This is a genomic window from Acidovorax sp. ACV01 (assembly GCF_014851495.1).
Taxonomy (GTDB): Bacteria; Pseudomonadota; Gammaproteobacteria; order Burkholderiales; family Burkholderiaceae_C; genus Acidovorax; species Acidovorax radicis.
Window position 1 is genome coordinate 117880 of record NZ_JACUZT010000005.1, and the last position, 25033, is coordinate 142912.

19 protein-coding genes and 1 other RNA gene are annotated in these 25033 nt (G+C 65.7%); 13 read left to right on the top strand and 7 right to left on the bottom strand.

Annotated elements, in window-relative coordinates:
* Positions 1–41 precede the first annotated feature (41 nt).
* Positions 42–1304, bottom strand: coding sequence for a transcription termination factor Rho (gene rho, locus IB243_RS15635; RefSeq protein ID WP_010457918.1), 1263 nt, complete (start codon positions 1302–1304; stop codon positions 42–44).
* Between the two features lie 261 nt (positions 1305–1565).
* Entirely contained in the window at positions 1566–1898 is a 333-nt protein-coding gene (trxA, locus tag IB243_RS15640; protein WP_008906761.1) for a thioredoxin TrxA, read from the bottom strand.
* A 109-nt stretch (positions 1899–2007) separates the two neighbouring features.
* On the opposite strand from trxA, the gene IB243_RS15645 reads away from it, so the two are divergent.
* Genes IB243_RS15645 through IB243_RS15655 form a run of 3 tightly spaced genes read left to right on the top strand, consistent with a single transcriptional unit; the run spans position 2008 to position 9416 of the window.
* Positions 2008–4554, top strand: a complete 2547-nt coding sequence (locus tag IB243_RS15645) for a PD-(D/E)XK nuclease family protein (RefSeq protein WP_192428187.1) — start codon at positions 2008–2010, stop codon at positions 4552–4554.
* A complete protein-coding gene (locus IB243_RS15650) occupies positions 4551–8021 on the top strand; it encodes an exodeoxyribonuclease V subunit beta (protein ID WP_192428189.1) in 3471 nt (1156 codons plus the stop codon). The genes IB243_RS15645 and IB243_RS15650 overlap by 4 nt, the downstream gene beginning before the upstream one ends.
* A gap of 39 nt (positions 8022–8060) precedes the next feature.
* Complete coding sequence (locus IB243_RS15655; RefSeq protein WP_192428191.1) at positions 8061–9416, top strand: TIGR03862 family flavoprotein; 1356 nt, start codon at positions 8061–8063, stop codon at positions 9414–9416.
* A gap of 118 nt (positions 9417–9534) precedes the next feature.
* Here IB243_RS15655 and IB243_RS15660 read toward each other — a convergent pair whose 3' ends face one another.
* Together IB243_RS15660 and ffs are read right to left on the bottom strand one after the other, a co-directional pair.
* Positions 9535–10194, bottom strand: a complete 660-nt coding sequence (locus tag IB243_RS15660) for a hypothetical protein (RefSeq protein WP_225584985.1) — start codon at positions 10192–10194, stop codon at positions 9535–9537.
* Between the two features lie 290 nt (positions 10195–10484).
* An RNA gene (gene ffs, locus IB243_RS15665) (signal recognition particle sRNA small type) lies at positions 10485–10581 on the bottom strand.
* 98 nt (positions 10582–10679) lie between these two features.
* Here ffs and dnaX point away from each other — a divergent pair.
* The 6 genes from dnaX to IB243_RS15695 all read left to right on the top strand — a co-directional run bounded on the left by dnaX (position 10680) and on the right by IB243_RS15695 (position 16095).
* Positions 10680–12698, top strand: a complete 2019-nt coding sequence (gene dnaX, locus IB243_RS15670; protein WP_192428193.1) for a DNA polymerase III subunit gamma/tau — start codon at positions 10680–10682, stop codon at positions 12696–12698.
* 66 nt (positions 12699–12764) lie between these two features.
* Positions 12765–13097, top strand: a complete 333-nt coding sequence (locus tag IB243_RS15675) for a YbaB/EbfC family nucleoid-associated protein (RefSeq protein ID WP_010457931.1) — start codon at positions 12765–12767, stop codon at positions 13095–13097.
* Positions 13098–13393: 296 nt separating this feature from the next.
* Positions 13394–13984 carry a recombination mediator RecR gene (recR, locus tag IB243_RS15680; protein ID WP_010457933.1) on the top strand — a complete coding sequence of 197 codons (591 nt, stop codon included), beginning with the start codon at positions 13394–13396 and terminating at the stop codon, positions 13982–13984.
* 100 nt (positions 13985–14084) lie between these two features.
* Positions 14085–14510 carry an MAPEG family protein gene (locus tag IB243_RS15685; RefSeq protein ID WP_010457934.1) on the top strand — a complete coding sequence of 142 codons (426 nt, stop codon included), beginning with the start codon at positions 14085–14087 and terminating at the stop codon, positions 14508–14510.
* A gap of 178 nt (positions 14511–14688) precedes the next feature.
* A complete protein-coding gene (locus tag IB243_RS15690; protein WP_192428195.1) occupies positions 14689–15741 on the top strand; it encodes an ABC transporter substrate-binding protein in 1053 nt (350 codons plus the stop codon).
* Positions 15742–15942: 201 nt separating this feature from the next.
* On the top strand, positions 15943–16095 hold the full coding sequence (locus IB243_RS15695; RefSeq protein ID WP_010457938.1) for a DUF3096 domain-containing protein: 153 nt from the start codon (positions 15943–15945) through the stop codon (positions 16093–16095).
* 42 nt (positions 16096–16137) lie between these two features.
* Here the strand turns inward: IB243_RS15695 and IB243_RS15700 are convergent, their stop codons facing one another.
* Positions 16138–17673 (bottom strand): transglycosylase SLT domain-containing protein, encoded by a 1536-nt coding sequence (locus IB243_RS15700; protein ID WP_192428197.1) that lies wholly within the window; start codon positions 17671–17673, stop codon positions 16138–16140.
* Positions 17670–18446, bottom strand: a complete 777-nt coding sequence (gene gloB / locus IB243_RS15705; RefSeq protein WP_192428199.1) for a hydroxyacylglutathione hydrolase — start codon at positions 18444–18446, stop codon at positions 17670–17672. Before gloB ends, IB243_RS15700 begins: the two co-directional genes overlap by 4 nt.
* On the opposite strand from gloB, the gene IB243_RS15710 reads away from it, so the two are divergent.
* The 4 genes from IB243_RS15710 to IB243_RS15725 all read left to right on the top strand — a co-directional run bounded on the left by IB243_RS15710 (position 18445) and on the right by IB243_RS15725 (position 24585).
* Positions 18445–19314 carry a class I SAM-dependent methyltransferase gene (locus IB243_RS15710; protein WP_225584986.1) on the top strand — a complete coding sequence of 290 codons (870 nt, stop codon included), beginning with the start codon at positions 18445–18447 and terminating at the stop codon, positions 19312–19314. The genes gloB and IB243_RS15710 overlap by 2 nt on opposite strands.
* Positions 19311–19760, top strand: a complete 450-nt coding sequence (rnhA, locus tag IB243_RS15715; RefSeq protein WP_010457945.1) for a ribonuclease HI — start codon at positions 19311–19313, stop codon at positions 19758–19760. Before IB243_RS15710 ends, rnhA begins: the two co-directional genes overlap by 4 nt.
* Before the next feature lie 204 nt (positions 19761–19964).
* Entirely contained in the window at positions 19965–21407 is a 1443-nt protein-coding gene (locus tag IB243_RS15720; protein ID WP_192428201.1) for an efflux RND transporter periplasmic adaptor subunit, read from the top strand.
* Between the two features lie 22 nt (positions 21408–21429).
* On the top strand, positions 21430–24585 hold the full coding sequence (locus tag IB243_RS15725; protein ID WP_192428203.1) for an efflux RND transporter permease subunit: 3156 nt from the start codon (positions 21430–21432) through the stop codon (positions 24583–24585).
* A gap of 86 nt (positions 24586–24671) precedes the next feature.
* On the opposite strand, the gene IB243_RS15730 is transcribed toward IB243_RS15725, so the two are convergent.
* Positions 24672–25004, bottom strand: coding sequence for a thioredoxin family protein (locus tag IB243_RS15730; protein ID WP_192428205.1), 333 nt, complete (start codon positions 25002–25004; stop codon positions 24672–24674).
* Positions 25005–25033 lie beyond the last annotated feature (29 nt).

The following is a 25033-nucleotide window of genomic DNA, read 5'->3' on the forward strand; positions in this document are numbered from 1 at the left end:
CGTCCTCTCAGGGGGAAGGCGCGAAGCGACTCAGGGGGAGCTTATCCACCCCTTCGCATCATGTCGAAGAAGTCCACATTGGTCTTAGTGGCCTTCATGTTCTTGATCATGAGCTCCATCGACTCGATCTCGTCCATGTTGTACATGAACTGGCGCAGGATGCGGGTCTTTTGCAGGATCTCGGGCGCCAGCAGCAGCTCTTCGCGGCGCGTGCCGCTCTTGTTGAGTTCAATCGCGGGGAACACGCGCTTTTCGTACAGGCGGCGGTTCAGGTGGATTTCACAGTTGCCGGTGCCCTTGAATTCTTCAAAGATCACTTCGTCCATACGGCTGCCGGTGTCGACCAGGGCGGTGGCGATGATGGTGAGCGAGCCACCTTCCTCGACCTTGCGCGCGGCGCCGAAGAAGCGCTTGGGGCGCTGCAGCGCGGCGGCGTCCACACCACCCGACAGCACCTTGCCGGACGACGGCACGACGTTGTTGTAGGCGCGGGCCAGGCGGGTGATCGAATCGAGCAGGATCACCACGTCCTTCTTCAGCTCGACCAGGCGCTTGGCGCGCTCGATCACCATCTCGGCCACGTGCACGTGGCGGGCGGCGGGCTCGTCGAAGGTGGAGGCGATGATTTCGCCCTTCACCGTGCGCTGCATTTCGGTCACTTCTTCAGGGCGCTCGTCCACCAGCAGCACCATCAGGTGCACATCGGGGTTGTTGGCCGTGATGGCGTGGGCGATGTGCTGCATCATCACCGTCTTGCCGCTCTTGGGCGGGGCGACGATCAGCGCGCGCTGGCCACGGCCGATGGGCGCGATGATGTCGATGATGCGGCCGGTGATGTTCTCTTCGCTCTTGACGTCGCGCTCCAGGCGCATCTGCTCCTTGGGGAACAGGGGCGTCAGGTTTTCGAACATCACCTTGTGCTTGTTCTGCTCCGGCGGGCCGCCGTTGACGGAGTCGAGTTTGTTCAGTGCGAAGTAACGTTCACCGTCTTTGGGTGTGCGGACTTCACCTTCGATCATGTCGCCGGTGTGCAGATTGAAACGGCGCACCTGGCTGGGACTGATGTAGATATCGTCCGTGCTGGCGGTAAAGCTCGTGTCCGGGCTGCGCAGGAAGCCGAAGCCGTCGGGCAGGATCTCCAGCACGCCGTCGGCAATGATCTGTTCCCCGGTCTTGGCGCGCTTCTTGATGATCGCAAACATCAGCTCCTGCTTGCGCATGCGGCCGGTATTTTCGATTTCGAGTTCTTCGGCTTGCTTCAGGACTTCAGACACGTGCAGTGCCTTGAGTTCGTTTAAGTGCATGGAATGACTCCTTGGCGGAGCTGGTATGAATCTTGGGGGAGGAGGGCTGGTGCCAGATGGGCTGCTGTTTGCAGGTCTGGCTCGCCGGGGATCTCGGTCCGGCTGCCAATGCGTGCAGGCCGGTGATCTAAAGGAATTATGACAGGAAATAAAGCGGACGATTCACGGGGTCCGAATTCGGTCTGTGTCTGGCGCTGCAATCTGTGTCGTGAAAACAAACAACCCCGCGTGCATGGGCGGGCGCGGGGTTGTGGGTGTGGATCAGGCCAGTTGCTGATCGATGAAGGCGGTCAGTTGCGCCTTGCTCATGGCGCCGACCTTGGTGGCGGCCAACTGGCCATCCTTGAACAGCATCAGCGTGGGGATGCCGCGAATGCCGAACTTGGCGGGGATCTCGCGGTTTTCGTCCACGTTCATCTTGGCAATCTGCAGCTTGCCCTGGTAGGTGCCTGCCACTTCGTCCAGGATGGGGGCGATCATTTTGCAGGGGCCGCACCATTCGGCCCAGTAATCCACCAGCACGGCGGAGCCGGGCTGGAGCACGTCGGCTTCAAAGCTGGCGTCAGAGACATGTTTGATGAGTTCGCTGGCCATGGCGGATTCCTTGATTTTGAGCGGGTTGTGACCGGTGTACGTTTAAAGTCAGGGCATTGTGACAGAAACCAATCCCACGTTCACCGGTGTGGCCGGGCCTTGCGACGCTATGACTGTCATAGCGAAAAGTGATCAATGCGCCGCAGTGTGGCAACGTGTGCTGGCCCAGGTAGAGGCACATATGCGGGGGCTGCGGGCCCACCCTGCGCGCACCGTGGTGCTGGTTCCCTATGCGCAGCTCATGCCCTGGGCTCAGCGCTATTGGGCCTTGCACCATGCCGACGGATTTGCCCCCCGTTTCGAAACCACACGCAACTGGGCCCGACAGCTGGCGGCCTTTGTGCCGCAGGGCGATGACCTCGCTGGAGACGTGGCACGCGACACCCTCACTGCGCGCACCTTGCTTGATCGCGCCGGCTTGGCCGCGCAACGCGATGTGCTGGCGGTGCCTCTGCAAGAGGCTGCTGCCCAATTGGCGGTGGCTGTGGCGGCCATCGCTCCGGTGCAGCGTGAAGCCTGGGGTATTCAGGCGCGCAGCCTGATGCCCGAGCCCGACGAAGGCTCCACCCTGCGGTTTGAGGCCGTGGTGGCCCGCATTGCGCTGGAATGGGTGCTGGCCTCGCGCCATGCCACCGACGTGTTGTTCGAGCCCGGCGTGCACCAGTCGGTGGACGCTTTGGTTGTGCTGCAAGGCTTTCAAGTCGAGCCCCTGGCGCAGGCCCTGCAGGTCCATTGGGGCGACAAAGCCGCGGCCCTGGTCTTACCGCCTGGGGCGACAGACGCCCATGCCGCTGGCCACATTGCGCTGCACGCCGCGCAGGATGCCGAAGATGAAGCCCAGCGTGCCGCCGCCTGTGTGCTGGCGCATGTGGTGGCCGGCCGCACCCCGGTGGCGCTGGCGGCCAATGACCGCGCCCTCACGCGCCGTATTGGCGCGCATCTGGCCAGTTGCGGTGTAGCGGTGCGTGATGAAAACGGCTGGACGTTGTCCACCACCCGGGCTGCGGCGCAACTCATGGCCGCGCTCAAGGCCTCGGCCTGGAATGCCTCGGCCGATGAGGTGCTCGACTGGCTCAAACATGCGCCGGTTTTTGACCCCACGGTGCTCAATGGTCTGGAGCGTGCCTTGCGCAAGGCTTCGGTCGCCACCTGGTCCGGCGCTGCCGGGCGCGACTGGTCGGACAAGCCCGCCATGGCATCCTGTGTGGCCCAGGTACAGGGCTGGCGCGAAGCCCTGCGCGCGCCGCGCCCGCTGTCGCAGTGGCTGCAGGCCTTGCGTGAATTGTTGGTGGGCAGCGGCCAGTGGGCCGCGCTGGAAGACGACCCCGCAGGCGCCCGCGTGCTGATGGCACTGCGCCTGCAGGCAGGCCAGGAGGCCGAGCTGGAGGACTGGGATGGCGCAGGCCGCCGCATGTCTCTGCCCGAATTCACCCGCTGGACCAACGAAGTGCTGGAGGCCGCGCGCTACGTGCCTCCCCAGCCTGGTGATGCTCCCGTGATCGTTCTGCCCATGCCCCAGCTGCTGGCCCGGCCGTTTGCCGCCTTGGTGCTGCCCGGCTGCGATGAAAAACGCCTGCAGCCCTCGCCCGAACCCGTGGGTGACTGGACCCAGGCGCAGCGCCAGGCCTGGGGCCTGCCCACGCGCGAATCGCTGGAGGTGGCACAGCGCGCCGCCTGGCAACACGCGCTGCAGACACCGGTGGTAGATGTGCTGTGGCGCACAGGCGACGAAGGCGGCGAGCCCTTGCTGGCCAGCGCGCTGGTGCTGGCGTTGCACCTGGATGGCGCGGCCACCCAAGGCGCGGACGACCGCAGCCAGCGCACCGTGGCGGCCAACCCCACGGCGCGTCCCTTGCCCGATGGGAGCGCGCTGCCGGTGGTACGCCTGTCGTCCACCGCGTATTCCGACCTGCGGCACTGCCCCTACCGCTTTTTTGCGCTGCGCCAGCTGGGCCTGCAAGAGGCCGACGAACTGGCGGCTGAAGTGGACAAACGCGACTTCGGCAACTGGCTTCACGCGGTGCTCCAGCATTTTCATGAAGAGCTGCTGGCCGACCCGACCGACGACGCTGCCGCGCGGGTGGCCCGCATGGACAGTGCCGCGCAGGCCGTCACGCTGCAGCAAGGCCTGGGGGCGGGCGACTTTCTACCGTTTGCCGCAGGCTGGCCGCAGGTGCGCGATGGCTATCTGCGCTGGCTTGCGCAGCATGAGCAGGCTGGGGGGCACTTTCGGCAGGCCGAGGTGCAGACCACCCAACCGCTGGGCGCCCTGCAGCTGGTGGGCACCATCGACCGCATCGACGCCGTCTCGTCCACGGGCGAGCCCACGCCACTGGTCATCGACTACAAGACCGAAAACGACACCGTCACACGCAAGCGCATTGGCGCGGGCGCCGAAGACACCCAGCTTGCTTTCTACGCAGCCTTGCTGAGCCACGACACGCTGCGCGCCGCGTACGTGAACGTGGGCGAGCGGGGCGAGACGCAGATGCACGAACAGGAAGAGGTGGTGCACCTGCGCGACCTGCTCGTGGAAGGCATTCAGCACGACTTCGAACGCATCGCTGCGGGCGACCCCATGCCCGCGCTGGGTGAGGGCATGGTCTGCGACTACTGCGTTGCGCGCGGCCTGTGTCGCAAGGATTTCTGGGAATGAACGCTGCCTACGAACACAACGGCCACCCCGTTTCCCGCGAGGCGTTCTACGCCATCGCCTGCGACCCCGCGCGCAGCGTGGCGGTGGAGGCCTGCGCGGGCGCGGGCAAGACCTGGATGCTGGTCTCGCGCATGCTGCGGGCCTTGCTCGACGGCGCCGCGCCGCACGAGATACTGGCCATCACCTTCACCAAGAAGGCGGCCGGTGAAATGCGCCAGCGCCTGCAGGAATGGCTGGAGGCGTTTGCCGAGGCACCGCTTGATGACCTGACCCGAGAGCTGGTTGCAAGAGGAATCAGCCCCCAGCGCGCACTGGACAAGCGCGAGGCGCTACAAAATCTATACCGCCAGATGCTGGCCAGTGGCCGCCCGGTACAGATCCGCACTTTCCACAGCTGGTTTGCAGCGCTGCTCGGCACGGCCCCGCTGGCGCTGCTGCAGGCCCAGGGCTTGCCTGCCAATTTTGAGCTGCTCGAAGACGATGCCGAGGCCGTGCGTGAGGTGTGGGGGCCGTTCCTGCACACGGTCGCCACCAGCGCCAGCCTGCGGGCCGACTACGAGGCGGTAGTCGCGCGCCATGGCCGCTCGCAAACCCACAAGGCGCTGGCGGCGGCGCTCTCCAAGCGGGTGGAGTTTGACCTGGCCGATGTGGCGGGGGTGGTCGATGCCTCGGTGCCGCCATTCCAGGTGCAGTACCCGGATCTGGCCGCTTTCAACGAGCCCGCCGACGCGCTGCAGGACGACGCTTGCCACCAGCGCTGGCTGGCCCGCGCCAAGGCCCTGGGGGCCGAGACCAACAAGACGCCACAAAAGGCGGCCGATGCCATCATCGATGCGTTGGCCTGCGGCGACCTGAACCTGCGCCTGGACGTGTTGCGCAAGGCCATATTCGTGGCCAAGGAAGACCGGCTGTCGAAGAACCTCGAAAAGTTCGCTGCCGCGCAGGAGGCCGAACCCGAGCTGCAGCGCCTGCTTACCGCCCGCCGCCAGCACGACGCCTGGCAACACCAGCAGCGCATGGCCCGGCTGGCCCGCTGCCTGATCGCGGAATTTGCCGCCGTCAAGCAGCAGCATGGCTGGGTGGACATGAACGATGTGGAGCGCACGGCCCTGGTCATGCTGGCCGACCCGATCCTGTCGGGCTGGGTGCAGGAGCGGCTGGATGCACGCATCCGCCACCTGCTGGTGGATGAGTTCCAGGACACCAACCCGCTGCAGTGGCAGGCGCTGCATGCCTGGTTGTCAGGCTATGCGGGCTCGGGCGGCGGCGCCAGCGGTCAGAAACCGCCCAGCGTGTTCATCGTGGGCGACCCGAAGCAGAGCATCTACCGCTTTCGCCGCGCCGAGCCGCAGGTGTTCATCGCCGCGCAGGCTTTTGTGCGCGATGGGCTGGGGGGCGACCTGCTCAGCTGCGACCACACCCGCCGCAACGCCACGGGCGTGATCGCCGCCGTGAACCACGTGATGGGCACGGCGCAGGCGCAGCACGAGACCACGGGTTTTCGCGACCACACCACCGAGTCGACCGACCCGGGCACCTTGCTGCGCCTGCCGGCCATCCTGCCCGCTGATGCCGACGATGGCCCCGGCAACGACCCCATGGCCTGGCGCGACAGCCTGACCGAGCCACGCCACGAGGCCGAAGAAACCCAGCGCATGCGCGAATGCACGCAGGCTGCCGCCTGGGTGGCGGCGCAGATTGCTGCGGGCACACCGCCGAACGAAGTGCTGGTGCTGGCTCGCAAGCGCGACCGGCTTGCGGCCATGCAAGACGCCCTGCGCGCCTTGCATTTGCCCTGTGTGCAGCCCGAAAAGGCCGATCTGTTCGACGCGCCCGAGGTGCAGGACATCGTGGCGCTGCTGGATGCCCTGGTTTCCATCGGGCACGACCTCTCGCTGGCGCGTGCGCTCAAGTCGCCACTGTTTGGCCTGGGCGACGAGGCCTTGGTGGCCTTGGCGAAGCTGCGCCGCCAGCCAGAGCACGCGGGCACTAGTTGGTTTGATTTGCTGCAAAAAAGTGAGCTAATGGCGCTTGATAAACAAGCGCTAGCGGCCAATTTGGCCCAATACAAAGCCTGGGTGGACGCCTTACCACCGCACGACGCGCTGCATGCCATCTACCAGCATGGCGACGTGCTGGCCCGCTTTGCCGCTGCCACGCCCGCCGCGCAGCGCATGGCGGTGCTGGCCAACCTGCGCGCGCTGCTGTCGGCCGCGCTGCAGCACGACGGTGGCCGCTACCTCACGCCCTATGCCTTTGTGCGTGCCATGAAGAAGGGCGGCGTGCGTGCGCCCGGCCGGGTGGATGCGCAGGCGGTGCGCCTGCTCACCGTGCACGGCGCCAAGGGGCTGGAGGCGCGCTGCGTGCTGCTGCTCGACACCGACACCCGCCCACAAAAGGCCGAGACCATGGGCGTGCTGGTGGACTGGCCCGGCGAAAAGACGGAACCCGCAGGTTTTGTCTTTCTGGCCAGCGAATCCAGCCCGCCCCCCAGCGCCGAAGCCGCCCTGGCCGCCGAGCAACAGGCCCGTCAGCGCGAAGAACTGAACATGCTGTACGTGGCCATGACACGCGCCAAACATTGCCTGGCACTGTCGTCCGTGCTGCCCAGCGTGTCAGCGCCCGGCAGCTGGTGGAACCGGCTGGCGCCCTTGGTTGCGGATGCGCAGGGGTTGGACGAGGTCGTTGAAGCCGATGGGGTTGCCGCGAGGACGGGCAGCATGCACGACCAATTCACGCTGGCCGAGTTGCCTGTGCTTCCTGCCGAACTGCGCACTACTCTCCGGGTGGTGGAAGAAGGCACTGATTCGGCCGACCTGGAGGCATCGTTGTCCAGCCCTGCATCGCGCCTGGGCGAGGCCATGCACCAGTTGCTGGAGCAGGCCGGCGTGGCAGGTGTTTCGCTGATGGAACTGCGCGCCCAGGGCTGGCCGACGGCCCGCGTGGCCCGGCTGGCGCAGGACTTCGACATCACCGTGGGCGCCGCGCGGGTTGCGGCCCAGACGGCACAGCGCATCCTGGCGGGCGAAGGCGCCTGGGCCTGGGATGCCACGGTGGTGGACACCGCCATCAACGAAGCACCCCTGCGCTACCAGGGCCAAAGCCTGCGCATCGACCGCCTGGTGCACTGCCACCAGCCACCCGAGCGTGTGGGCTGGTGGGTGCTGGACTACAAAAGTGCCGCCGAGCCCGAGCGCCAGCCCGCACTGCTGGCGCAGTTGCAGCGCTACCGCAGCGCCGTACGGGGGCAGGCGCCTGGCGAACCCGTGCGCGCGGCTTTCCTCACGGGCGACGGGCGCCTGGTGCTGGTGCCGGAGATATCCCTTGGCGGGCCTGGCGTGCAGCCGGTCACCGAAGCGGCTCTGCGGCATACTCTCGCCCCCGCCGCGCAGGAACCGAAGACCGCATCGCCGCCCCCGCCGCAGAGGCCCGGCGCTGACGATTCGCCCCAGGGTTCCCTGTTCTGACGGTCGTTCCGATTGCTAGCCCCCTCCAAAGGTTTTTCCATGAATGTTGCTGTTCCTCCCGCCCCCGATACCGTGGCCGATCTGCGCTGCGATGTCGCCATCGTGGGCGGAGGCCCTGCCGGGCTCATGGCCGCCGAAGTGCTGGCGCAAGCGGGCGTGGTGGTCCATCTGTTCGACGCCATGCCCTCGGTGGGGCGCAAGTTCCTGCTGGCCGGCAAAGGGGGGCTGAACCTCACGCACTCCGAGCCCCATGCGCCGTTTGCCACCCGTTTTGCAGAGCGCCAGCCGCAGGTTGAACCCTGGCTCACCGCGTTTGGCGGGCCCGAGATCCGCGCCTGGGCGCAGGGGCTGGGGGTGGAGACCTTTGTGGGCACGTCGGGCCGGGTTTTTCCCTCCGACATGAAAGCGGCGCCGTTGCTGCGCGCCTGGCTGCAGCGCTTGCGGGGGCAGGGTGTGTTGTTCCACATGCGGCACCGCTGGCTGGGTTGGGCGGGCGATGGTGCGCTGCGCTTTGCCGCGCCATCCGGCGACGACAGGGTGGTGCATGCGCGCGCCGTGGTGCTGGCGCTGGGCGGGGGAAGCTGGGCACGCCTGGGTTCGGACGGCGCCTGGGTGCCCTTTCTGGCCGAGCGCGGGATTGCCGTGGCACCGCTGCGCCCCGCCAATTGCGGTTTCGACGTGCTGCGTGGCGACGTGCCTGCGGGCGAGACGCGCCGCGCGTTCCTGCAGGAACTCATTGGCCGCACGCCTGAGCCCGCTACAGGCTGGACGCCCCACTTTGCCGAGCGTTTTGCGGGCCAGCCCTTCAAGACCGTGGCGCTCGCATTGACCGACAGCCAGGGCCGCACCTTCAGCCGGCGGGGCGAATTTGTGGCCACCGCGACGGGCGTCGAGGGCAGCCTGGTCTATGCCGCGTCGCACCTGCTGCGCGACGAGATCCAGGCGCACGGCCATGCCACTTTCCATCTGGATTTGCTGCCCGACCACACGCCCGAACGCGTGCTGATGGAGGTGCGCCATCCACGCGGATCACGCTCGTTGTCCAGCCACCTCAAGAGCCGCCTGGGGCTGGATGGCATCAAGGCGGGCATCCTGTACGAACACCTGGGCAAGGACGGTGTGAACGACCCCGTGGCGCTGGCCCATGCGATCAAGGCACTGCCGATCACGGTGATTGCCGCTCGCCCTCTGGACGAGGCCATCAGCACCGCAGGCGGCGTGGCTTTTGAAGCGCTTGATGCCCACCTCATGGCCACCGCTGCACCCGGCGTGTTCTGCGCGGGCGAAATGCTGGACTGGGAGGCTCCCACAGGGGGCTACTTGATCACGGCCAGCATGGCCAGCGGCCGCGTGGCGGGCGAGGGCGCGCTGCGCTGGCTGGCGCAAGGCGCTTAAAGAAGACCTGCCGTCAGCACCTGGCGCACTGTCAACGCCAGTGCCACCGTGGATCCGGCTTTGCCGGTCCACTGGAGGCGTCCCCTTTCGGGGGGAAGGCGCGGAGCGTCTCAGGGGGTCAGAACTTGGCGCGGTAGTACAGCATGGGCCCGCCTTTGCGCGCCCGCAGCACCAGTCGCGATCCGCCCTGCAATTGCACGCCCACAGCGCCAAACTCGGGCACCAGACCCCCGGTGCGGGAGGATGCCCACTGCACCTCCATCCGGGTTCCGTACATCGGCGGCTGCGACTGCCAGATCATGCCCATGGCATCCTGGGGCTGGCTCCATTGGGGCGCGCGCGCCCAGGCTGTAATGTCCAGATGGTGCCCGCTGTCGAGGCGGGACCGCCAGCGCACCCCCAGGTCCAAACTCGCGGGCACCATAGCGCCCGCTGTGAGGGGGGCTGTGCCAGCAGATGGGGCGGGTGCGGTCATGCCCAGCAGCAGCCCGAAACTGCTCCGCGCATCGGGCGATGCGAGCGATTCGGGCGAACCTGGCGTGAACCAGCGTGTCATGCCGATCTGCTGTGTGCTGTGGACGCTGCTGCCCGTGTGGACCGCTCCCGTCGTCTGCCAGAAAGGCGTCTCGCCCAGACTGGGCAGCACGACACTGTTCAATTCATAGGTGGATGAAGACCGGCTGCTGGCTTCTTGTTGCAGGCTGGCCCAGGCTTCGTCGGCAAACCTCAGGCCGCGCGGATCGGCTCCCCATGCTGCACTGGCTGTTGCGAGACTCAAACCGACCGCCAGCGCGCCGTGGCGGTAAGGAATCACTGGCGAAATTCGGCGGGTTGACATGGCAGCACCCGATGAAAATAAAGGATGAAGCGATGCAACAAAGTGTGCGCTTTCCACCGGGGTTGTGCAATCCGGCACACCGCAAAACGGTGTCGGACAGCGCTGACAGGAGGCCAAAGGCTGCCCTGGCCCGCAGGACAGATGTCGGGCCGAATGAAAGTGGGGAGGGGGTGGGCGCGAACATGGCGCCGGGACCATTGCGCAGGCGCGCAACGGCACCGAAAAAAGAAGTTGACGAGCCTTACCCCCGGCACTGACTCCACAGTTAGGGCTGCTTGGTTCCCCACCTGACCCGGTTGGCCGCTTCACCATGCGGGGAGGCCCGTCACCTGCGATTGTACGACGGATGCGGACGCACTTTTCTGAACAGCCCCGTTGCCCGGGATGCCGAAAGGACACCCGGCCCAGCCCGTAGAATCTGCCGGATGTCCTACCTCGTGCTCGCCCGCAAGTACCGTCCCCGCAATTTCACCGAAATGGTGGGGCAGGAGCACGTGGTGCAGGCCTTGACCAACGCGCTCACCCAGCAGCGCCTGCATCACGCCTACCTGTTCACGGGCACGCGGGGCGTGGGCAAGACCACGGTGTCGCGCATTCTGGCCAAGTCCCTCAACTGCCAGGGGCCAGACGGGCAGGGCGGCATCACCGCCACGCCGTGTGGCGTCTGCTCGGCCTGCACAGACATCGACAGCGGTCGCTTCCCCGACTACACCGAACTTGACGCGGCCTCCAACCGGGGTGTGGACGAGGTGCAGAGCCTGCTGGAGCAGGCCGTCTATAAGCCTGTGCAAGGGCGCTTCAAGGTCTTCATGATCGACGAAGTGCACATGCTCACGAACACGGCGTTCAACGCCATGCTCAAGACGCTGGAAGAGCCGCCCGAGTACCTCAAGTTTGTGCTGGCCACGACGGACCCGCAGAAGGTGCCGGTTACCGTCCTCTCACGCTGCCTTCAGTTCAACCTGCGTCCCATGGCGCCAGAGACCGTGTTGTCGCACCTCACGCAGGTGCTGGCGTCGGAGAACGTGTCGTCCGAGCCCCAGGCCCTGCGCCTGCTCTCGCGCGCCGCGCGGGGTTCCATGCGCGATGCGCTTTCGCTCACCGACCAGGCCATCGCCTTCGGCAGTGGCCAGTTGCAGGAAGCCGCCGTGCGCCAGATGCTGGGTGCGGTGGACCGTTCCTACGTGTTCCGGCTCATTGATGCGCTCGCCCAGGGCGACGGCAAGACGGTGGTGGAAACCTCGGACACGCTGCGCCTCAACGGCCTGTCTGCCGCTTCCACGCTGGAAGAAATGAGCGCCGTGCTGCAGCGCATGGCGGTGTTCCAGGCCGTGCCCCAGATGGCCGGGGCCGTGGATGCCGATGACCCCGAGGCGGCAGAAACGGCCCGCCTGGCTGCGTTGATGCCTGCCGACGAAACCCAGCTGCTCTACAGCCTGTGCCTGCACGGGCGTGGTGAACTGGGCCTGGCGCCGGATGAGTACGCGGCACTGACCATGGTCCTGCTGCGCTTGCTGGCGTTCAAGCCTTCGGGCGATTCGGCTGAAAAAAAAACTCTGACGCGGGCTGAAACCGCGTCTTCCGATTCAGCAACGGCGGTTTCTGCGGCACCTCCCGCTGCGGCTGTGGCTGTGCCGGCGCCCGTGGTTCGAACGGCGGTGGCTCCTGCGCCGCAGGCTCTTCCGGTGGGCGCTGCGCCTGTGCCCCCGGCGCAAGCGGCTTCACCCGCAGCAGCGGTGGCAGCCGTAGCTGCGGCTGCAGGCTTGGCACCGCCGGTGGTGCAAGACCTGTCTTCCGAAGCTGCCGATTCCTCTGAACCGCCTCCCTGGCCGGGCTCGGACGAGCCGGGCACCGTGCCGCCTATGGGTTCAGCCGCCACGGTGCTCCCGGTGCGGACACCCGAGAGGTTTGAAAGAAATCAGCCTCCAGCGCAATATCAACAAGCGCAAGGCGCTCCTGAATTTGTAGCGATTCCGGTGCGTGAATCGCCTGAGCCGGGTGAACGGCTGCAACCGCTGCCGCTCTCTGCCCCCACGCCCGTTTCTGCGCGCTATACGCCCACGGAAGAAGGCGATGTCTGGCACGCCACCGTGCGGCAGATGGTGGTGGCAGAGTCGATTACCGCCCTGGTGCGTGAGCTGGCACTGCAGTCGCAACTGGTGGCGCGCGACGGGGGCCACTGGCTGCTGCGTGTGGAGCGTGAGTCCCTGAACCAGCCCACCGCACGCGAGCGCCTGCGCGCCGCGCTGGAGGCTGCCGGCCACGCCACCCAGATCACGGTGGAAGTGGGTGTAGTCATCGACAGCCCCGCCCGCCGCAACGCCGCTGCCGCTGCCGAGCGCCAGCGCCGCGCAGAAGAAATCGTGAACAACGATCCCTTCGTCCAATCGCTGATGCGTGACTACGGCGCGAGAATCGTGCCGGGCAGCATCAAGCCTGCATGATGACCCGCTGCACGCCCTCTCATTACGTACTTGTATCCAACGATAGAAACTGAAAAGGAAACCAAAATGTTCAACAAAGGACAACTCGCCGGCCTCATGAAGCAAGCCCAGGCGATGCAGGACAACCTCAAGAAGGCGCAGGACGAACTGGCCTTCATCGAGGTGGAAGGTGAATCGGGTGCCGGCCTGGTGAAGGTGCTGATGACCTGCAAACACGACGTCAAGCGCATCACCATCGATCCGAGCCTGCTGGCCGAAGACAAGGACATGCTGGAAGACCTCGTGGCGGCGGCGTTCAATGCGGCGGTGCGCAAGGCGGAGGAAACTTCGGCGGAGAAGATGGGCAAGCTGACGCAAGGGATGCCAGGCCTCCCCGGCGGCATGAAATTCCCCTTCTGAGGCTGGCTACCGAGCGGGCGATCTGCGTCGTTGGGCGGTGTTCGCAATCCTCACGTACTAGGCAAGTACGTTCCGGTTGCTGTGCTCCGTCCGCCTAGCAGCTCATCCCGTTCGCTACGCCCGTGAAGGCGGGGTGTGAATACCGGGTTCAGCGAGACCTTTTTTGTTGTTTGTTCGTGGTGGCGAGCTTGCGAGGGGGTGAAGCCTCTTCTCCACACAACCGTTCGGGCTGAGCTTGTCGAAGCCGTCCTGCCGCTACAAGCGCCCCAAGTTTTTCCAGATTTCCATCCCAACCAATGTCCACCACCGATTCCCTCGACGTTTTGATCCAGGCGCTGCGCCGGTTGCCGGGGGTGGGGATCAAGTCTGCGCAGCGCATGGCGTTCCATCTGCTGCAGCACGACCGCGAGGGGGCGCAGGTGTTGTCGCAGGCGCTGCACGAGGCCGCGGGGTCGGTGCACCACTGTGCCCGCTGCCACACGTTCACTGAGGCCGAGGTCTGCAGCACCTGTCTGGACCCAGCGCGTGATGCCACGCGCCTGTGTGTGGTGGAGACGCCGGCAGACCAGTCGGCCCTGGAGCGCACGGGCGCGTTCAAGGGGCTTTATTTCGTGCTCATGGGGCGGCTGAGCCCACTCGATGGCATCGGCCCCAAGGAGATTGGCCTGCAAAAGCTCATGGACCGGGCCACCGACGGCACCGTGCAGGAGGTCATCCTGGCGACCAATTTCAATGCCGAGGGCGAGGCCACGGCCCATGTGATCAGCGAGGCGCTCAAGAGCCGGGGGCTGCATGTGACACGGCTGGCGCGTGGTGTGCCCGTGGGCAGCGAGCTGGAGTATGTGGACCTGGGCACGATTGCGCATGCACTGGTGGATCGCCGGTAGGCAGTTCACGGAACCAGGGGTCCACGGCGGCTAGAATACTCACAATTTAATAGCTGCTAGCGCTTATGTATCAAGCGCTGGAGCCCAAAAAGGCTTAAAAATGAATACCACCATGCATGTTGCACGGTTCACAGTGGCTTACTGGTGCGTGCTGATCGCGGCCTTGCTTCCCATTGGCTGCGCCTGGCTCGCCAAGAGTGGCAGCTTGGGCAAGTCGCGCAAGGACGGCGGTTTTGACAACCACGATCCCCGCGCCTGGATGGCGCGGCAGACGGACTGGCGGGCCCGCGCCAATGCGGCGCAGGCCAACAGTTTCGAGGCCTTGCCGTTCTTCATCGGTGCCGTGATCATTGCGCACCTGCTGGGGGCGGGGCAGACGTTGCTGGACATCCTGGCGCTTTTGTACGTAATGCTGCGCATCTTCTACATCATGATGTACGTGTCCGACATGCCCACCGTGCGCAGTGCGGTCTGGGCCGGGGCGCTGCTGGTCAACATTGGCATCCTGTTTCTCGGCTACCGCTGACCCTCGTCGGCTTGGCCCTTGAATGGGCTGGGGCTCCTTTTTCGGGGCTGTTGCGTCCCATTTCTATAGTTTTTTAAACCCTGGTAAGTAGAAACCCGCTGGGATTCCCCCTGATGCGGGCTTGCTGGCTCTGCGGCACGATTGTTGCAATGCAGCATTGCAACGTTCACTGATTTTCATGACCCGTCCTTTACTCACTCGCCGCGCCTTTGGTGCCGTGTCTGCCCTGTCGGCGGCGGGGGTGTTTGCGCCTGCCATCGTGCGGGCGCAGGTGGACGGCGCAGCACTGGGCAGCGTCACCATCGCCGTGGGTGGGCAGGGTGTGCTCTACCACCTGCCGCTGGCGCTGGCCGACCAACTGGGCTACTTCCGGGCGGAAGGGCTGGACGTGACGGTGCGCGATTTTTCGGCAGGTGCACTGGCGCTGCAGGCGGTGCAGGACGGCGTGGCGGATGTCTGTGCCGGGGCTTTCGAGCACACCATCCGGCAGCAGGTGCGCGGTCAGGCCTATCGGTCGCTGGTGGTGCAGGGGCGTGCGCCCCAGCTGGCGTTGGGGGTTTCGCTGCGCTCGCTGCCTGCCTACAAGGATCTGGCGGATTTGGGGGGGCGACGCCTTGGTGTGTCGTCCGTGGGGTCGTCCACGCACCTCGCGGCCAGCCTGGTGCTGGCGCGGGCGGGCCTGGGCCCGCGCGACGTGGCATTTGTCGGCGTGGGTTCGGGCGTGGCCGCGATGAACGCTCTGCGTTCCGGCCAGGTGCACGCGCTGTGCCATGCGGACCCCATCATGACGCTGCTGGAGCAAAAGGCAGACACACGCATTGCCGGCGACATGCGTTCGCTCAAGGCCGCACAGGAGATGTTTGGCGGCGCCATGCCTGCCAGCTGCCTTTATGCACCGCAAGCCTTCCTGCAAAAACATGCCGCACAGGCACAGGCGCTGGCCAACGGCATCGTGCATGCCCTCAAGTGGTTGCAGACGGCGGGACCTGCAGACATCGTCAAGGCGGTGCCCGCGGGCTATCTGATGGGAGACCGGGGGTTGTACCTGGCCGCCTTCAGCCGCGTGCGCGAGACCTATTCGACCCATGGGATGATGCCCGACGATGGCGCGGCCACGGCCTTGCGCGTGTTGTCGCGGGTGCACCCCGAGCTGGCGGATTTCAAGGTGGAGCTGACTCGCACCTACACCAACGACTTTGTGCGCAAGGCGCGGCAGAAATTCAACGTCTGAATGCGAGGTGCCCCTTGGGGGGCGCTTGGAGCTGGCCGCTGGCGTGCCGGTGGCGTCGCCAGAGCCTTGGACGTTGAAGTGACTCCGCGCACTTCCGGTGGCGGCGTGGGTGTTCGGGTCGGGAAGATGGCTTACATTCGTCGGCGTTCGGTTTGCCGTAGCCTCGGCCTACCAGTCACCTACCCCACCAAGGATTGCACCATGTCTTTTACCCTCAGCGTCGGCCCACTCGTCTCCTTGATCGCGGGCATCCTTATCCTCGTCATGCCCCGTCTGCTCAGCACCATCGTGGCGCTGTATCTCATCATCATGGGCATCCTGGGGCTGCTGGGCATGCACTCCCTGAAGTTCTGAGGCTGGTTCTCGGCACGCCTCTCGCGCTTCGTCTGTGGCGTTTCAGCGGCGCTTGACCTTGGAGGGCGTGCCTCCACGGCGCACCGGCGCATCGGCTGCGCGCTTGCCTGCAGCGCCGGAGCGCGCCACCGGCGTGCGTGCGTTCCGTGCCTGCGGGGCGGCCTGCCGAACGGGCAGATACACCACCACCTGCTGGCCTACCTTGAAGGCCGCTGACGCGCGCACATCGTTCCAGTCCGCCACGTTGGCCGCCGTGAGCTTGTAGCGCCGGGCAATGCTGGCCACGGTCTCGCCCTTGCCGGCCTTCACCGTCGTGCGGCGGGTGACGATCTCTGGCGAGAAAGCGACCTGACCATTGTCTGCCAGGTGGGAGGACACATCCTGGCGAATGGCGGACGAACGCGGGATCATGAGTGCCGAACCCGCCTTGATCAGCATGCGCGGGGGAATGTTGTTGATGCTGCGCAGGTCGTTCTCGCTCATGCCCGCCCGCTGGGCGGCTTCAGCCACCGTCATCGTGGACGGCACGGACCACACGGTCCAGCTGGCATATTGCCCCTCGCGGCGCGCTTCAAGGTTGCGCTGGAACACCTTGGCGTTGTCCCAGGGCAGCAGGACTTGTGGCGTGCCTGCTGCCAGGATCACCGGTTTGTTGAAGGACGGGTTCAATGCCCGGAAGTCCTCTTCGCGCACGCCGGCCAGCGTGGCGACCAGGGCCACGTCGATGTCGTGGGTGATGTCCACCGTCTGGAAATAGGGGTGGTTTTCGATGAGGGGCAACTCGGTGCGGAAGGCCTCGGGATTTGCGACGATGTTCTTGACGGCCTGCAGCTTGGGCACATACATGCGGGTTTCAGCCGGCATGTTCAGGTCGGTGTAGCTGGTGCCCAGTCCCTGCTTCTGGTTGCGGGCAATGGCCCGTCCCACGCTGCCTTCGCCCCAGTTGTAGGCGGCCAGGGCCAGGTGCCAGTCGCCGAACATGCCGTGGAGCTTTTGCAGGTAGTCGAGCGCGGCGCGTGTGGATGCGAGCACATCGCGGCGGTCATCGCGGAACGCGTTCTGCTTGAGGTCGAAATAGTTGCCCGTGGCGGGCATGAACTGCCACATGCCAGCCGCCTTGGCGCTGGAGACGGCCTGGGGATTGAACGCGCTTTCGATGTAGGGCAGCAGCGCCAGCTCGGTGGGCATGCCGCGCCGCTCCAGCTCTTCAACGATGTGGAACAGGTACTTGCTGGAGCGCTCGGTCATGCGCTGCATGTAGTCGGGGCGCGTGGCATACCACTGCTCGCGGTCTTGCACCAGTTCATGCTGCAGGTCGGGCATGGCAAAGCCACGGCGGATGCGGTCCCACAGGTCGGCGGGGGTCGAAAGCGACGCGACCTCGCCACTGGCAGCCTGCGCTGCCGTAATCGGCCTGAGCGGGCCGTTGGGAATGACGGGGGTGTGGGAGGTCCGGGGTGGGGCGCCGGTGGAGGAAGAAGGGGCGGTGCCAGCTGCGCTGTCCTGCGAAGGCCCGGTGGTGGCGCAGCCCGTGAGCCAGAGCGCGCAAGCCAGGCAGGCGATGTGCAAAATTTTCATCGAAACTCGTTTTTCCATTGGCGCAGTGCGGCCAGTACCGCCACTGCATCGTCTTGATTCACCTGCGTGTCGTAGCCTTGGGCGGCTTGGGCCACCGCAGGTTGACGCACGCGCAGGAAGGGGTTGATGTCTCGCTCCAGGGCCATGCGCGACGGCAGTGTGGGCTGTTGGCTGGCCCGCAGTGCCTCGCATTGGGTGTGGTAGTGGAGCAGTGCCGCATTGCCGGGTTCCACGGCCCGGGCAAATTTCAGGTTGGAGAGCGTGTACTCGTGCGTGCAGCATACGCGGGTGTTCCCCGGCAACGCTGCGAGCTGGTCCAGGGAGTCCAGCATCTGGGCGGGCGTGCCTTCAAACAGCCGGCCACAGCCGCCCGAAAAAAGTGTGTCGCCGCAGAACAGAAGAGGCGCACCGTCGATGTCGGGGCAGTAGTAGGCAATGTGGCCGGCGGTGTGGCCCGGCACGTCGATGACTTCAAAGCGCAGCCCCAGCGTTTCCACGACATCGCCGTGCGTCAGGCGGTGCAGCGGCTCGGGAATTTTTTCGCGGGCGGGGCCATAGACCGTGGCGCCAGTGGCGTTGCGCAGGGCATCCACGCCGCCGACATGATCGGCGTGGTGGTGCGTGACTAGAATGGTCTGCAACTGCACACCAAGGTGCTGCAGGGCCTGCAGCACGGGCGCAGAATCTCCCGGGTCCACGACGATCGCCTGGCGGCCGTCATGCAGCATCCAGATGTAGTTGTCGGTAAAGGCGGGTAGCGGCAGCAAGTTCATGAGCGATCAAATTATAGGTTTGCACCACTGGTTCGATTCCCCGCCGGGCCGGTACCTGCTGGCGTGGGAGCAGGCGCGCTTCGATGAGGCGGTGGCAGATATCTTTGGGTACCACAGCTTGCAGCTCGGAATGCCCCTGCTGGATGGCCTGCGTGCCAACCGCATGCCGCACCAGTGGCTGGCCCTGGGGCAGGAGGCGGTGCAGGGTTCCATTGCCTTTCTGGAGACCGGTAGCGGCGACGCCCCCCTGCAGCGCCGCACGGTGGATCTGCTGACGGAACCCGTGGCCTTGCCGTTTGCGGAGGCCAGCCTCGATCTGCTGGTGCTGCCCCATACCCTGGAGCTGAGCATGGACCCCCATGCGGCCCTGCGCGAAGTGGAGCGGGTGCTGGTGCCAGAGGGGCGGGTGGTCATCAGCGGACTGAACCCCACGAGCCTGTGGGGATTGCGCCAGTGGCGTGCGCGCATGTACCAGCGCATGGGCAAGGGCACGCTGTACCTGCCCGACGTGGGCGAGTTCATTGGCTACCGGCGCCTGCGCGACTGGCTCAGGCTTTTGAGTTTCGAGGTCGAGTCGGCCCAGTTTGGCTGTTATCGTCCAGCGGTGCGCAGCACCCAGTGGCTGGAGCGTTTTGGCTTCATGGACCCACTGGGCGAGCGGTGGTGGCCCATTTTTGGCGCGGCCTATTTTCTGGTTGCGGTCAAGCGGGTACATGGCATGCGTTTGCTGGAGCCCGCCTGGCGGTCCACCCGGCAGCGGTCCGCCGCCACGGTGCCCATTGCCAACCGCGCCGGCCCGGTGGGGGCAACGGGCCGCACCTCCCGCCTATTCACAGGCAGCGATGACAGAGACAGGAACACAGTTTGAACCAGGTAGAGATATACACAGATGGCGCCTGCAAGGGCAATCCGGGCCCCGGAGGGTGGGGTGCATGGTTGCGCTCGGGATCGACGGAGAAAGAGCTTTTTGGTGGAGAGCTGGGTACCACCAACAACCGCATGGAGCTGATGGCCGTGATCGAGGCGCTCTCCGCCCTCAAGCGGCCCTGCGCCGTGACGTTGTATCTGGACAGCGAATATGTGCGCAAGGGCATTACCGAGTGGATCCATGGCTGGAAAGCCAAGGGCTGGCGCACGGCCTCCAAGCAACCGGTCAAGAACGTGGAGCTGTGGCAGCGGCTGGATGCCCTTGTGAGCACGGGGGGACACCGCATCGAATGGCGGTGGGTGAAAGGGCATTCTGGCGATCCGGGCAACGAGCGTGCCGATGCGCTGGCCAACCGGGGCGTGGACAAGGCCCTGGGGCGCGGGTGATCGCTGGCGTATGCCAAAGCGTCGCGCGGTGGCATTTCTGCGCTACAAGCCCCTTCGGGGGCTTTTTTTGTTTCTGCAGCATGTAAAGCCTGCGTAAATCTGCCGCAATTGCCCTTGGGGTCATACCGTGGTTGGATGCAGCGCAAGACACGCACTGATACATTGTTTGATTGCGCTCCCCACACCACCCGCTTTCATTGACCCATGGCGTCCAAGAACAAATACATCGTTTTCGCTGTCATCGGCATCGCTGCCGCATCGGGCGCTGCCTGGTGGCTTCAAAAACCGGCGCAGCCCCCGCGCAGCGAGTCGTCAGCGCCCGGTGCAGGGGGCAATGCACCCGCCGGCGCTGCAGCCAAGGGAGGGGGCGCTGGTCGCCCCGTGGCGGTGGAGGCCGTGGCAGTGCGGCAGATGGCGCTGCGCGACGATGCCGAAGCGGTGGGCAGTCTCAAATCGCGCCAAAGCGTGGTGCTGCGCCCCGAGGTGAGCGGGCGCATCACGGCGCTCAATTTCCGCGATGGTGAGCGCGTGCGGCGCGGGCAGGTGCTGGTGCAGTTTGACGACCAGTTGCCCCGCGCGCAGGTCCAGCAGAGCCAGGCCGAACTGTCGATTGCCCAGGCCAACCACAAACGCAACCAGGAGCTGGTGGCCCAGGGCTTCATCAGCCAGCGTTCGGTCGACGAAAGCGCTGCCAACCTCGAAGTGGCGCGGGCCAAGCTGTCCCTGGCGCAGGCCACGGCCTCGCGCCTGAAGATCGTGGCGCCGTTTGACGGCATTGCTGGTATTCGCGGCGTGAACGTGGGCGACTACCTGAAAGACGGCGCCGACATTGTCAATGTCGAAGACCTGGACGTGGTCTACGTGGATTTCCGCCTGCCCGAGCGCCTGCAGAGCAAGGTCCGCACGGGCCAGACCGCCCAGGTGGTGTTCGACGCTTTGCCGGGCGTGCGCTACAGCGCCGTGGTGCAGGCCATCAACCCCCAGATTGACACCGACGGCCGCGCTGTGGCGGTTCGCGGCTGCATCGACAACCGGCGCCTGCAACTGCGCCCCGGCATGTTTGCGCGCGTGACGGCGGTGTTCTCGGAGCGCAGCAATGCCCGAGTGATCCCCGAGGAGGCCGTGGTGCCCGACGGCAGCAGCCCCTATGTGCTCAAGATCGTCGATGGCAAGGAGCCCGGCAGCCGCGCGACCCAACGCACCCCCGTCAAGCTGGGGGCCCGCACCCCGGGTTTTGTGGAGGTGGTGGATGGCCTGGCTCTGGGAGACATGGTGGTCACCGCAGGGCAGCAGCGCATCCAGAAGGACGGAACCGTGGTGCGTGTGGTGGAGCTGGGCAAGCCGGGCAATGGTGCGTCGCCGTCGCCATCACCTGCGCGCGCTGCATCTGGAGCGGCAGGGACAATGGGCGCAGCCAGTGCTGGCAGTGCGGTAGCGGCAGCCGATGCACCGGTGCCCACGGCGGCCGACACCGCCGGCGGCCCCCGCGCGGCGGCGCAGCCGATGGCTGCAGCACCCGTGGCCGCCATCACCACTACTGCAGCATCGCCCAATGCCGTCGTGGCTCCGTTGCCTGGCCCCAACCCTTGCCAGCCTGCAGGCACGCCCAGCCGGGCACCACAAGGCAGCCCACGCCATCCCGCGTGATCGATGAAGTTCCAGGACTGCGATGCAACTCGCTGAAATATCGATACGCCGACCGGTCTTTGCGACCGTGTTGTCGCTGCTGGTGCTGCTGATTGGTGCCGTGAGCTTTACGCGCCTTTCGGTGCGCGAATACCCCAAGATCGATGAGCCCGTGGTCACGGTGAGCGTGCGTTATGCAGGCGCATCGGCCGAGGTGATCGAATCGCAGGTCACCAAGCCGCTGGAGGATTCCATCGCCGGTATCGATGCGGTGGATGTGATCACCTCCATCAGCCGCGCGGAGCAGAGCCAGATCAGCGTGCGTTTTCGACTCGAAAAAGACGCGGACAACGCCGCCGCCGAGGTGCGCGACCGCACTGCACGGGTGCGCAACCGCCTGCCAGACGCAGTGGACGAGCCCGTGATCGCCAAGGTGGAGGCCGATGCCTCGCCCGTGATGTGGCTGGCCTTCAGCAGCGACACACGCACACCGCTCGAGATCAACGACCTCATCAACCGCATCGTCAAGCCCCGGCTGCAGACGGTGACCGGTGTGGCTGATGTGCCCATCTATGGCGAGCGCAAGTACGCCATGCGCGTGTGGCTCGACCCGGAACGCATGGCGGGCTACCGCCTGACCACGCAGGATGTGGAAGACGCCATCCGCCGCAACAACCTGGAGCTGCCTGCAGGCCGCATCGAGTCGCAGCAACGCGAGTTCAGCGTCACCTCACAGACCGATCTGGCGACGCCGTCGCAGTTTTCCGAGGTGGTGATCCGCACCGTGAACGGCTTTCCGGTGCGCATCCGTGACGTGGCCAAGGTGGAGGAAGGGGCTGCCAGCGACCGCAGCCGGGTGCGCCTGAACGGGCGCGAGGCCATTTCGGTGGGCGTGATCCGCCAGGCCACGGCCAACCCGCTGGAACTGGCGCAGGGTGTGCGCGCCATGCTGCCCACGCTCAAGGCCGACCTGCCACCGGACATCGGCATCGACATTGCCAACGACAACTCCCTGTTCATCGACCGCTCGATCAAAAGCGTGTACAGCACCATTGCCGAGGCCGTGGTGCTGGTGGCCTTGGTGATCTTTGTGTTTTTGCGCACCTTCCGCGCGTCCATCATCCCCATCATCACCATCCCGGTGAGCCTGGTGGGCAGTTTTGCGCTGATGTCGCTGGCCGGGTTTTCCATCAATACGCTCACGCTGCTGGCGCTGGTGCTGGCCATTGGCCTGGTGGTGGACGATGCTATCGTGATGCTGGAGAACATCTACCGCCACATCGAAGAGGGGCTGGACCCATTCTCGGCCGCCATCAAAGGCGCGCGCGAAATCGGCTTTGCCATCGTGGCCATGACGCTGACGCTGGTGGCGGTGTATGCCCCGCTGGCCTTTACCCCGGGGCGCACCGGCCGGCTGTTTGTGGAGTTTGCCCTGGCATTGGCAGGCGCTGTGGTGGTGTCGGGCTTTGTGGCGCTGACCCTGTCGCCCATGATGTGTTCGCTGCTGCTCAAGCACAACCCCAAGCCCAACTGGTTCGACCGCTCGATGGAGCGCTGGCTCAACGCGCTGTCGGATGCCTATGGCCGCCTGCTGCGGTGGCTGGTCACCGCACGCTGGCGCAGCCAAGGCAGCGAACGTGGTGGTGTGCGCGGCGCCATCTTTCAGGCCCGCTGGATCGTGTTGGCCGTCATGGCCATCAGTGGCGCTGCGCTGGTGGTGGTGTACCCCAGCATGCGGCAAGAGCTTTCGCCCCTGGAAGACCGGGGCACCATCCTGGCCAGCGTGACCGCACCCGACGGCGCCACGCTGGACTACACCAACCGCTACGCGCTAGAGCTGGAGAAAATCGGCCGCGACTACCCCGAGTTCGACCGGATCTTTGCCAACATCGGCAACCCCACCGTTGCCCAGGGCAGTGTGATTTACCGCACCGTCGATTGGGAAAAACGCAATCGCACCACCCTGGAGCTGGCGCGGGAGCTGCAGCCCAAGGTCTCGGGCCTGCCGGGCGTCAGCGCCTTTCTCATCACGCCGCCATCGCTCGGGCAGGGCTTCCGGGCGCGGCCGCTCACCTATGTGATCCAGACCTCGGACAGCTACGAAAACCTCAATGCCGTCACCAACGCTTTCATGGCCGAAATCTCGCGGAACCCCGGCATCGTGGGGCCCGACGTCGACCTGCGCCTGAACAAGCCCGAGTTGCGCATCGAGGTGAACCGGGAGCGTGCTGCGGACCTGGGGGTGAATGTGGACGTGGTGGCCAAGGCCATCGAAACCATGCTGGGGGGCCGCACCGTGACCCGCTACAAGCGCGATGCCGAGCAATACGATGTGATCGTGCAGACGGCGGCCCGGGGCCGCACCACACCCGAGAACATTGACACCATCTACGTGCGGGGCCGCAATGAATCCATGATTCCCTTGTCAAGCCTGGTCAAGGTGCGCGAGAGCGTGAGCCCGCGCGAGCTGAACCACTTCGGGCAGCGACGCTCGGCCACCATCACGGCCAACCTGTCGCCCGAATACTCGCTGGGCGAGGCGCTGAACTTCATGGACGCTACCGCCGCCAAGGTGCTCAAGCCCGGCTACACCACGGACCTGAATGGCACCTCGCGGGAGTTCAAGAGCTCGCAGGGAGCCTTGGGCATCGTCTTCGTGCTGGCCCTGGTCTTTATTTTCCTGGTGCTGGCGGCGCAGTTCGAGAGCTTCATCGACCCCCTGGTCATCATGGTCTCGGTGCCGCTGTCGATGATTGGCGCGTTGCTGGCACTCAAGTGGAGCGGCGGGTCGATCAACGTGTATTCGCAGATTGGCCTGATCACGCTGGTGGGGCTGATCACCAAACACGGCATCTTGATTGTGGAATTCACCAACCAGCTGCGCGAGCAGGGCATGGAGATGGTGGATGCGCTGGTCAAAGCCTCGGCCCAGCGCCTGCGGCCCATTCTGATGACCACGGGCGCCATGGTGCTGGGCGCCATCCCGCTGGCGCTGGCTTCGGGCGCTGGTGCCGAGACGCGCACGCAGATTGGCTGGGTGATTGTGGGCGGCATGTCGCTGGGCACGTTGCTCACCATTTTTGTCGTGCCTACCATGTACACCCTGTTCGCGCGCAAGGCGGTGCCGGGTGCCAACACGGCCGTGGCAGCCGAGGAGCCAGGGCATCCGCTGCATCCACACGATTACGTGGCCAAGTAGCCCTTGGCCCGAGCCAGAGAGCTTGGCGCAAGAAGAATGAAAAGAAGCCCCGCCGGGGCTTCTTTTCATTCAGGGCGTTGGGGGGCTCAGATTGGCGCCCCGTTTGCCGGTAGCGCATCCAGCACATCCTGCAGGGTTTGTGGCCGCACCAGGCGCGCCACCTCTTTTCCGTCCTTCAAAAACACCAGCGTCGGCCACAGCTTGACGCCAAACGTGCGGCCCAGGCGCTGGCCGGGGCCGTCTTCCACCTTGATGTGTGCCACGTCTGCGCAGTCTTTCAGTGCCTGCTCAATGAGGGGCTGTGCACGTTGGCAATGGCCACACCAGGGGGTACCGAATTCCACCACGGTGGCACCGGGCAGGCGGTCCACGTCATCGCGGGATGGGGGTTGGGCAAGGTGTCGGGCGGCGTAGGGCATAGGCGCAAGATTTCCAAACAAGTGCAGAG

Bases quoted from the DNA above. Each gene is read 5' to 3' on its own strand.
- rho (WP_010457918.1), bottom strand. From the start codon at position 1,304: ATGCACTTAAACGAACTCAAGGCACTGCACGTGTCTGAAGTCCTGAAG.
- trxA (WP_008906761.1), bottom strand. From the start codon at position 1,898: ATGGCCAGCGAACTCATCAAACATGTCTCTGACGCCAGCTTTGAAGCC.
- IB243_RS15645 (WP_192428187.1), top strand. From the start codon at position 2,008: ATGACTGTCATAGCGAAAAGTGATCAATGCGCCGCAGTGTGGCAACGT.
- IB243_RS15650 (WP_192428189.1), top strand. From the start codon at position 4,551: ATGAACGCTGCCTACGAACACAACGGCCACCCCGTTTCCCGCGAGGCG.
- IB243_RS15655 (WP_192428191.1), top strand. From the start codon at position 8,061: ATGAATGTTGCTGTTCCTCCCGCCCCCGATACCGTGGCCGATCTGCGC.
- dnaX (WP_192428193.1), top strand. From the start codon at position 10,680: ATGTCCTACCTCGTGCTCGCCCGCAAGTACCGTCCCCGCAATTTCACC.
- IB243_RS15675 (WP_010457931.1), top strand. From the start codon at position 12,765: ATGTTCAACAAAGGACAACTCGCCGGCCTCATGAAGCAAGCCCAGGCG.
- recR (WP_010457933.1), top strand. From the start codon at position 13,394: ATGTCCACCACCGATTCCCTCGACGTTTTGATCCAGGCGCTGCGCCGG.
- IB243_RS15685 (WP_010457934.1), top strand. From the start codon at position 14,085: ATGAATACCACCATGCATGTTGCACGGTTCACAGTGGCTTACTGGTGC.
- IB243_RS15690 (WP_192428195.1), top strand. From the start codon at position 14,689: ATGACCCGTCCTTTACTCACTCGCCGCGCCTTTGGTGCCGTGTCTGCC.
- IB243_RS15695 (WP_010457938.1), top strand. From the start codon at position 15,943: ATGTCTTTTACCCTCAGCGTCGGCCCACTCGTCTCCTTGATCGCGGGC.
- IB243_RS15700 (WP_192428197.1), bottom strand. From the start codon at position 17,673: ATGAAAATTTTGCACATCGCCTGCCTGGCTTGCGCGCTCTGGCTCACG.
- IB243_RS15710 (WP_225584986.1), top strand. From the start codon at position 18,445: ATGAGCGATCAAATTATAGGTTTGCACCACTGGTTCGATTCCCCGCCG.
- gloB (WP_192428199.1), bottom strand. From the start codon at position 18,446: ATGAACTTGCTGCCGCTACCCGCCTTTACCGACAACTACATCTGGATG.
- IB243_RS15720 (WP_192428201.1), top strand. From the start codon at position 19,965: ATGGCGTCCAAGAACAAATACATCGTTTTCGCTGTCATCGGCATCGCT.
- IB243_RS15725 (WP_192428203.1), top strand. From the start codon at position 21,430: ATGCAACTCGCTGAAATATCGATACGCCGACCGGTCTTTGCGACCGTG.
- IB243_RS15730 (WP_192428205.1), bottom strand. From the start codon at position 25,004: ATGCCCTACGCCGCCCGACACCTTGCCCAACCCCCATCCCGCGATGAC.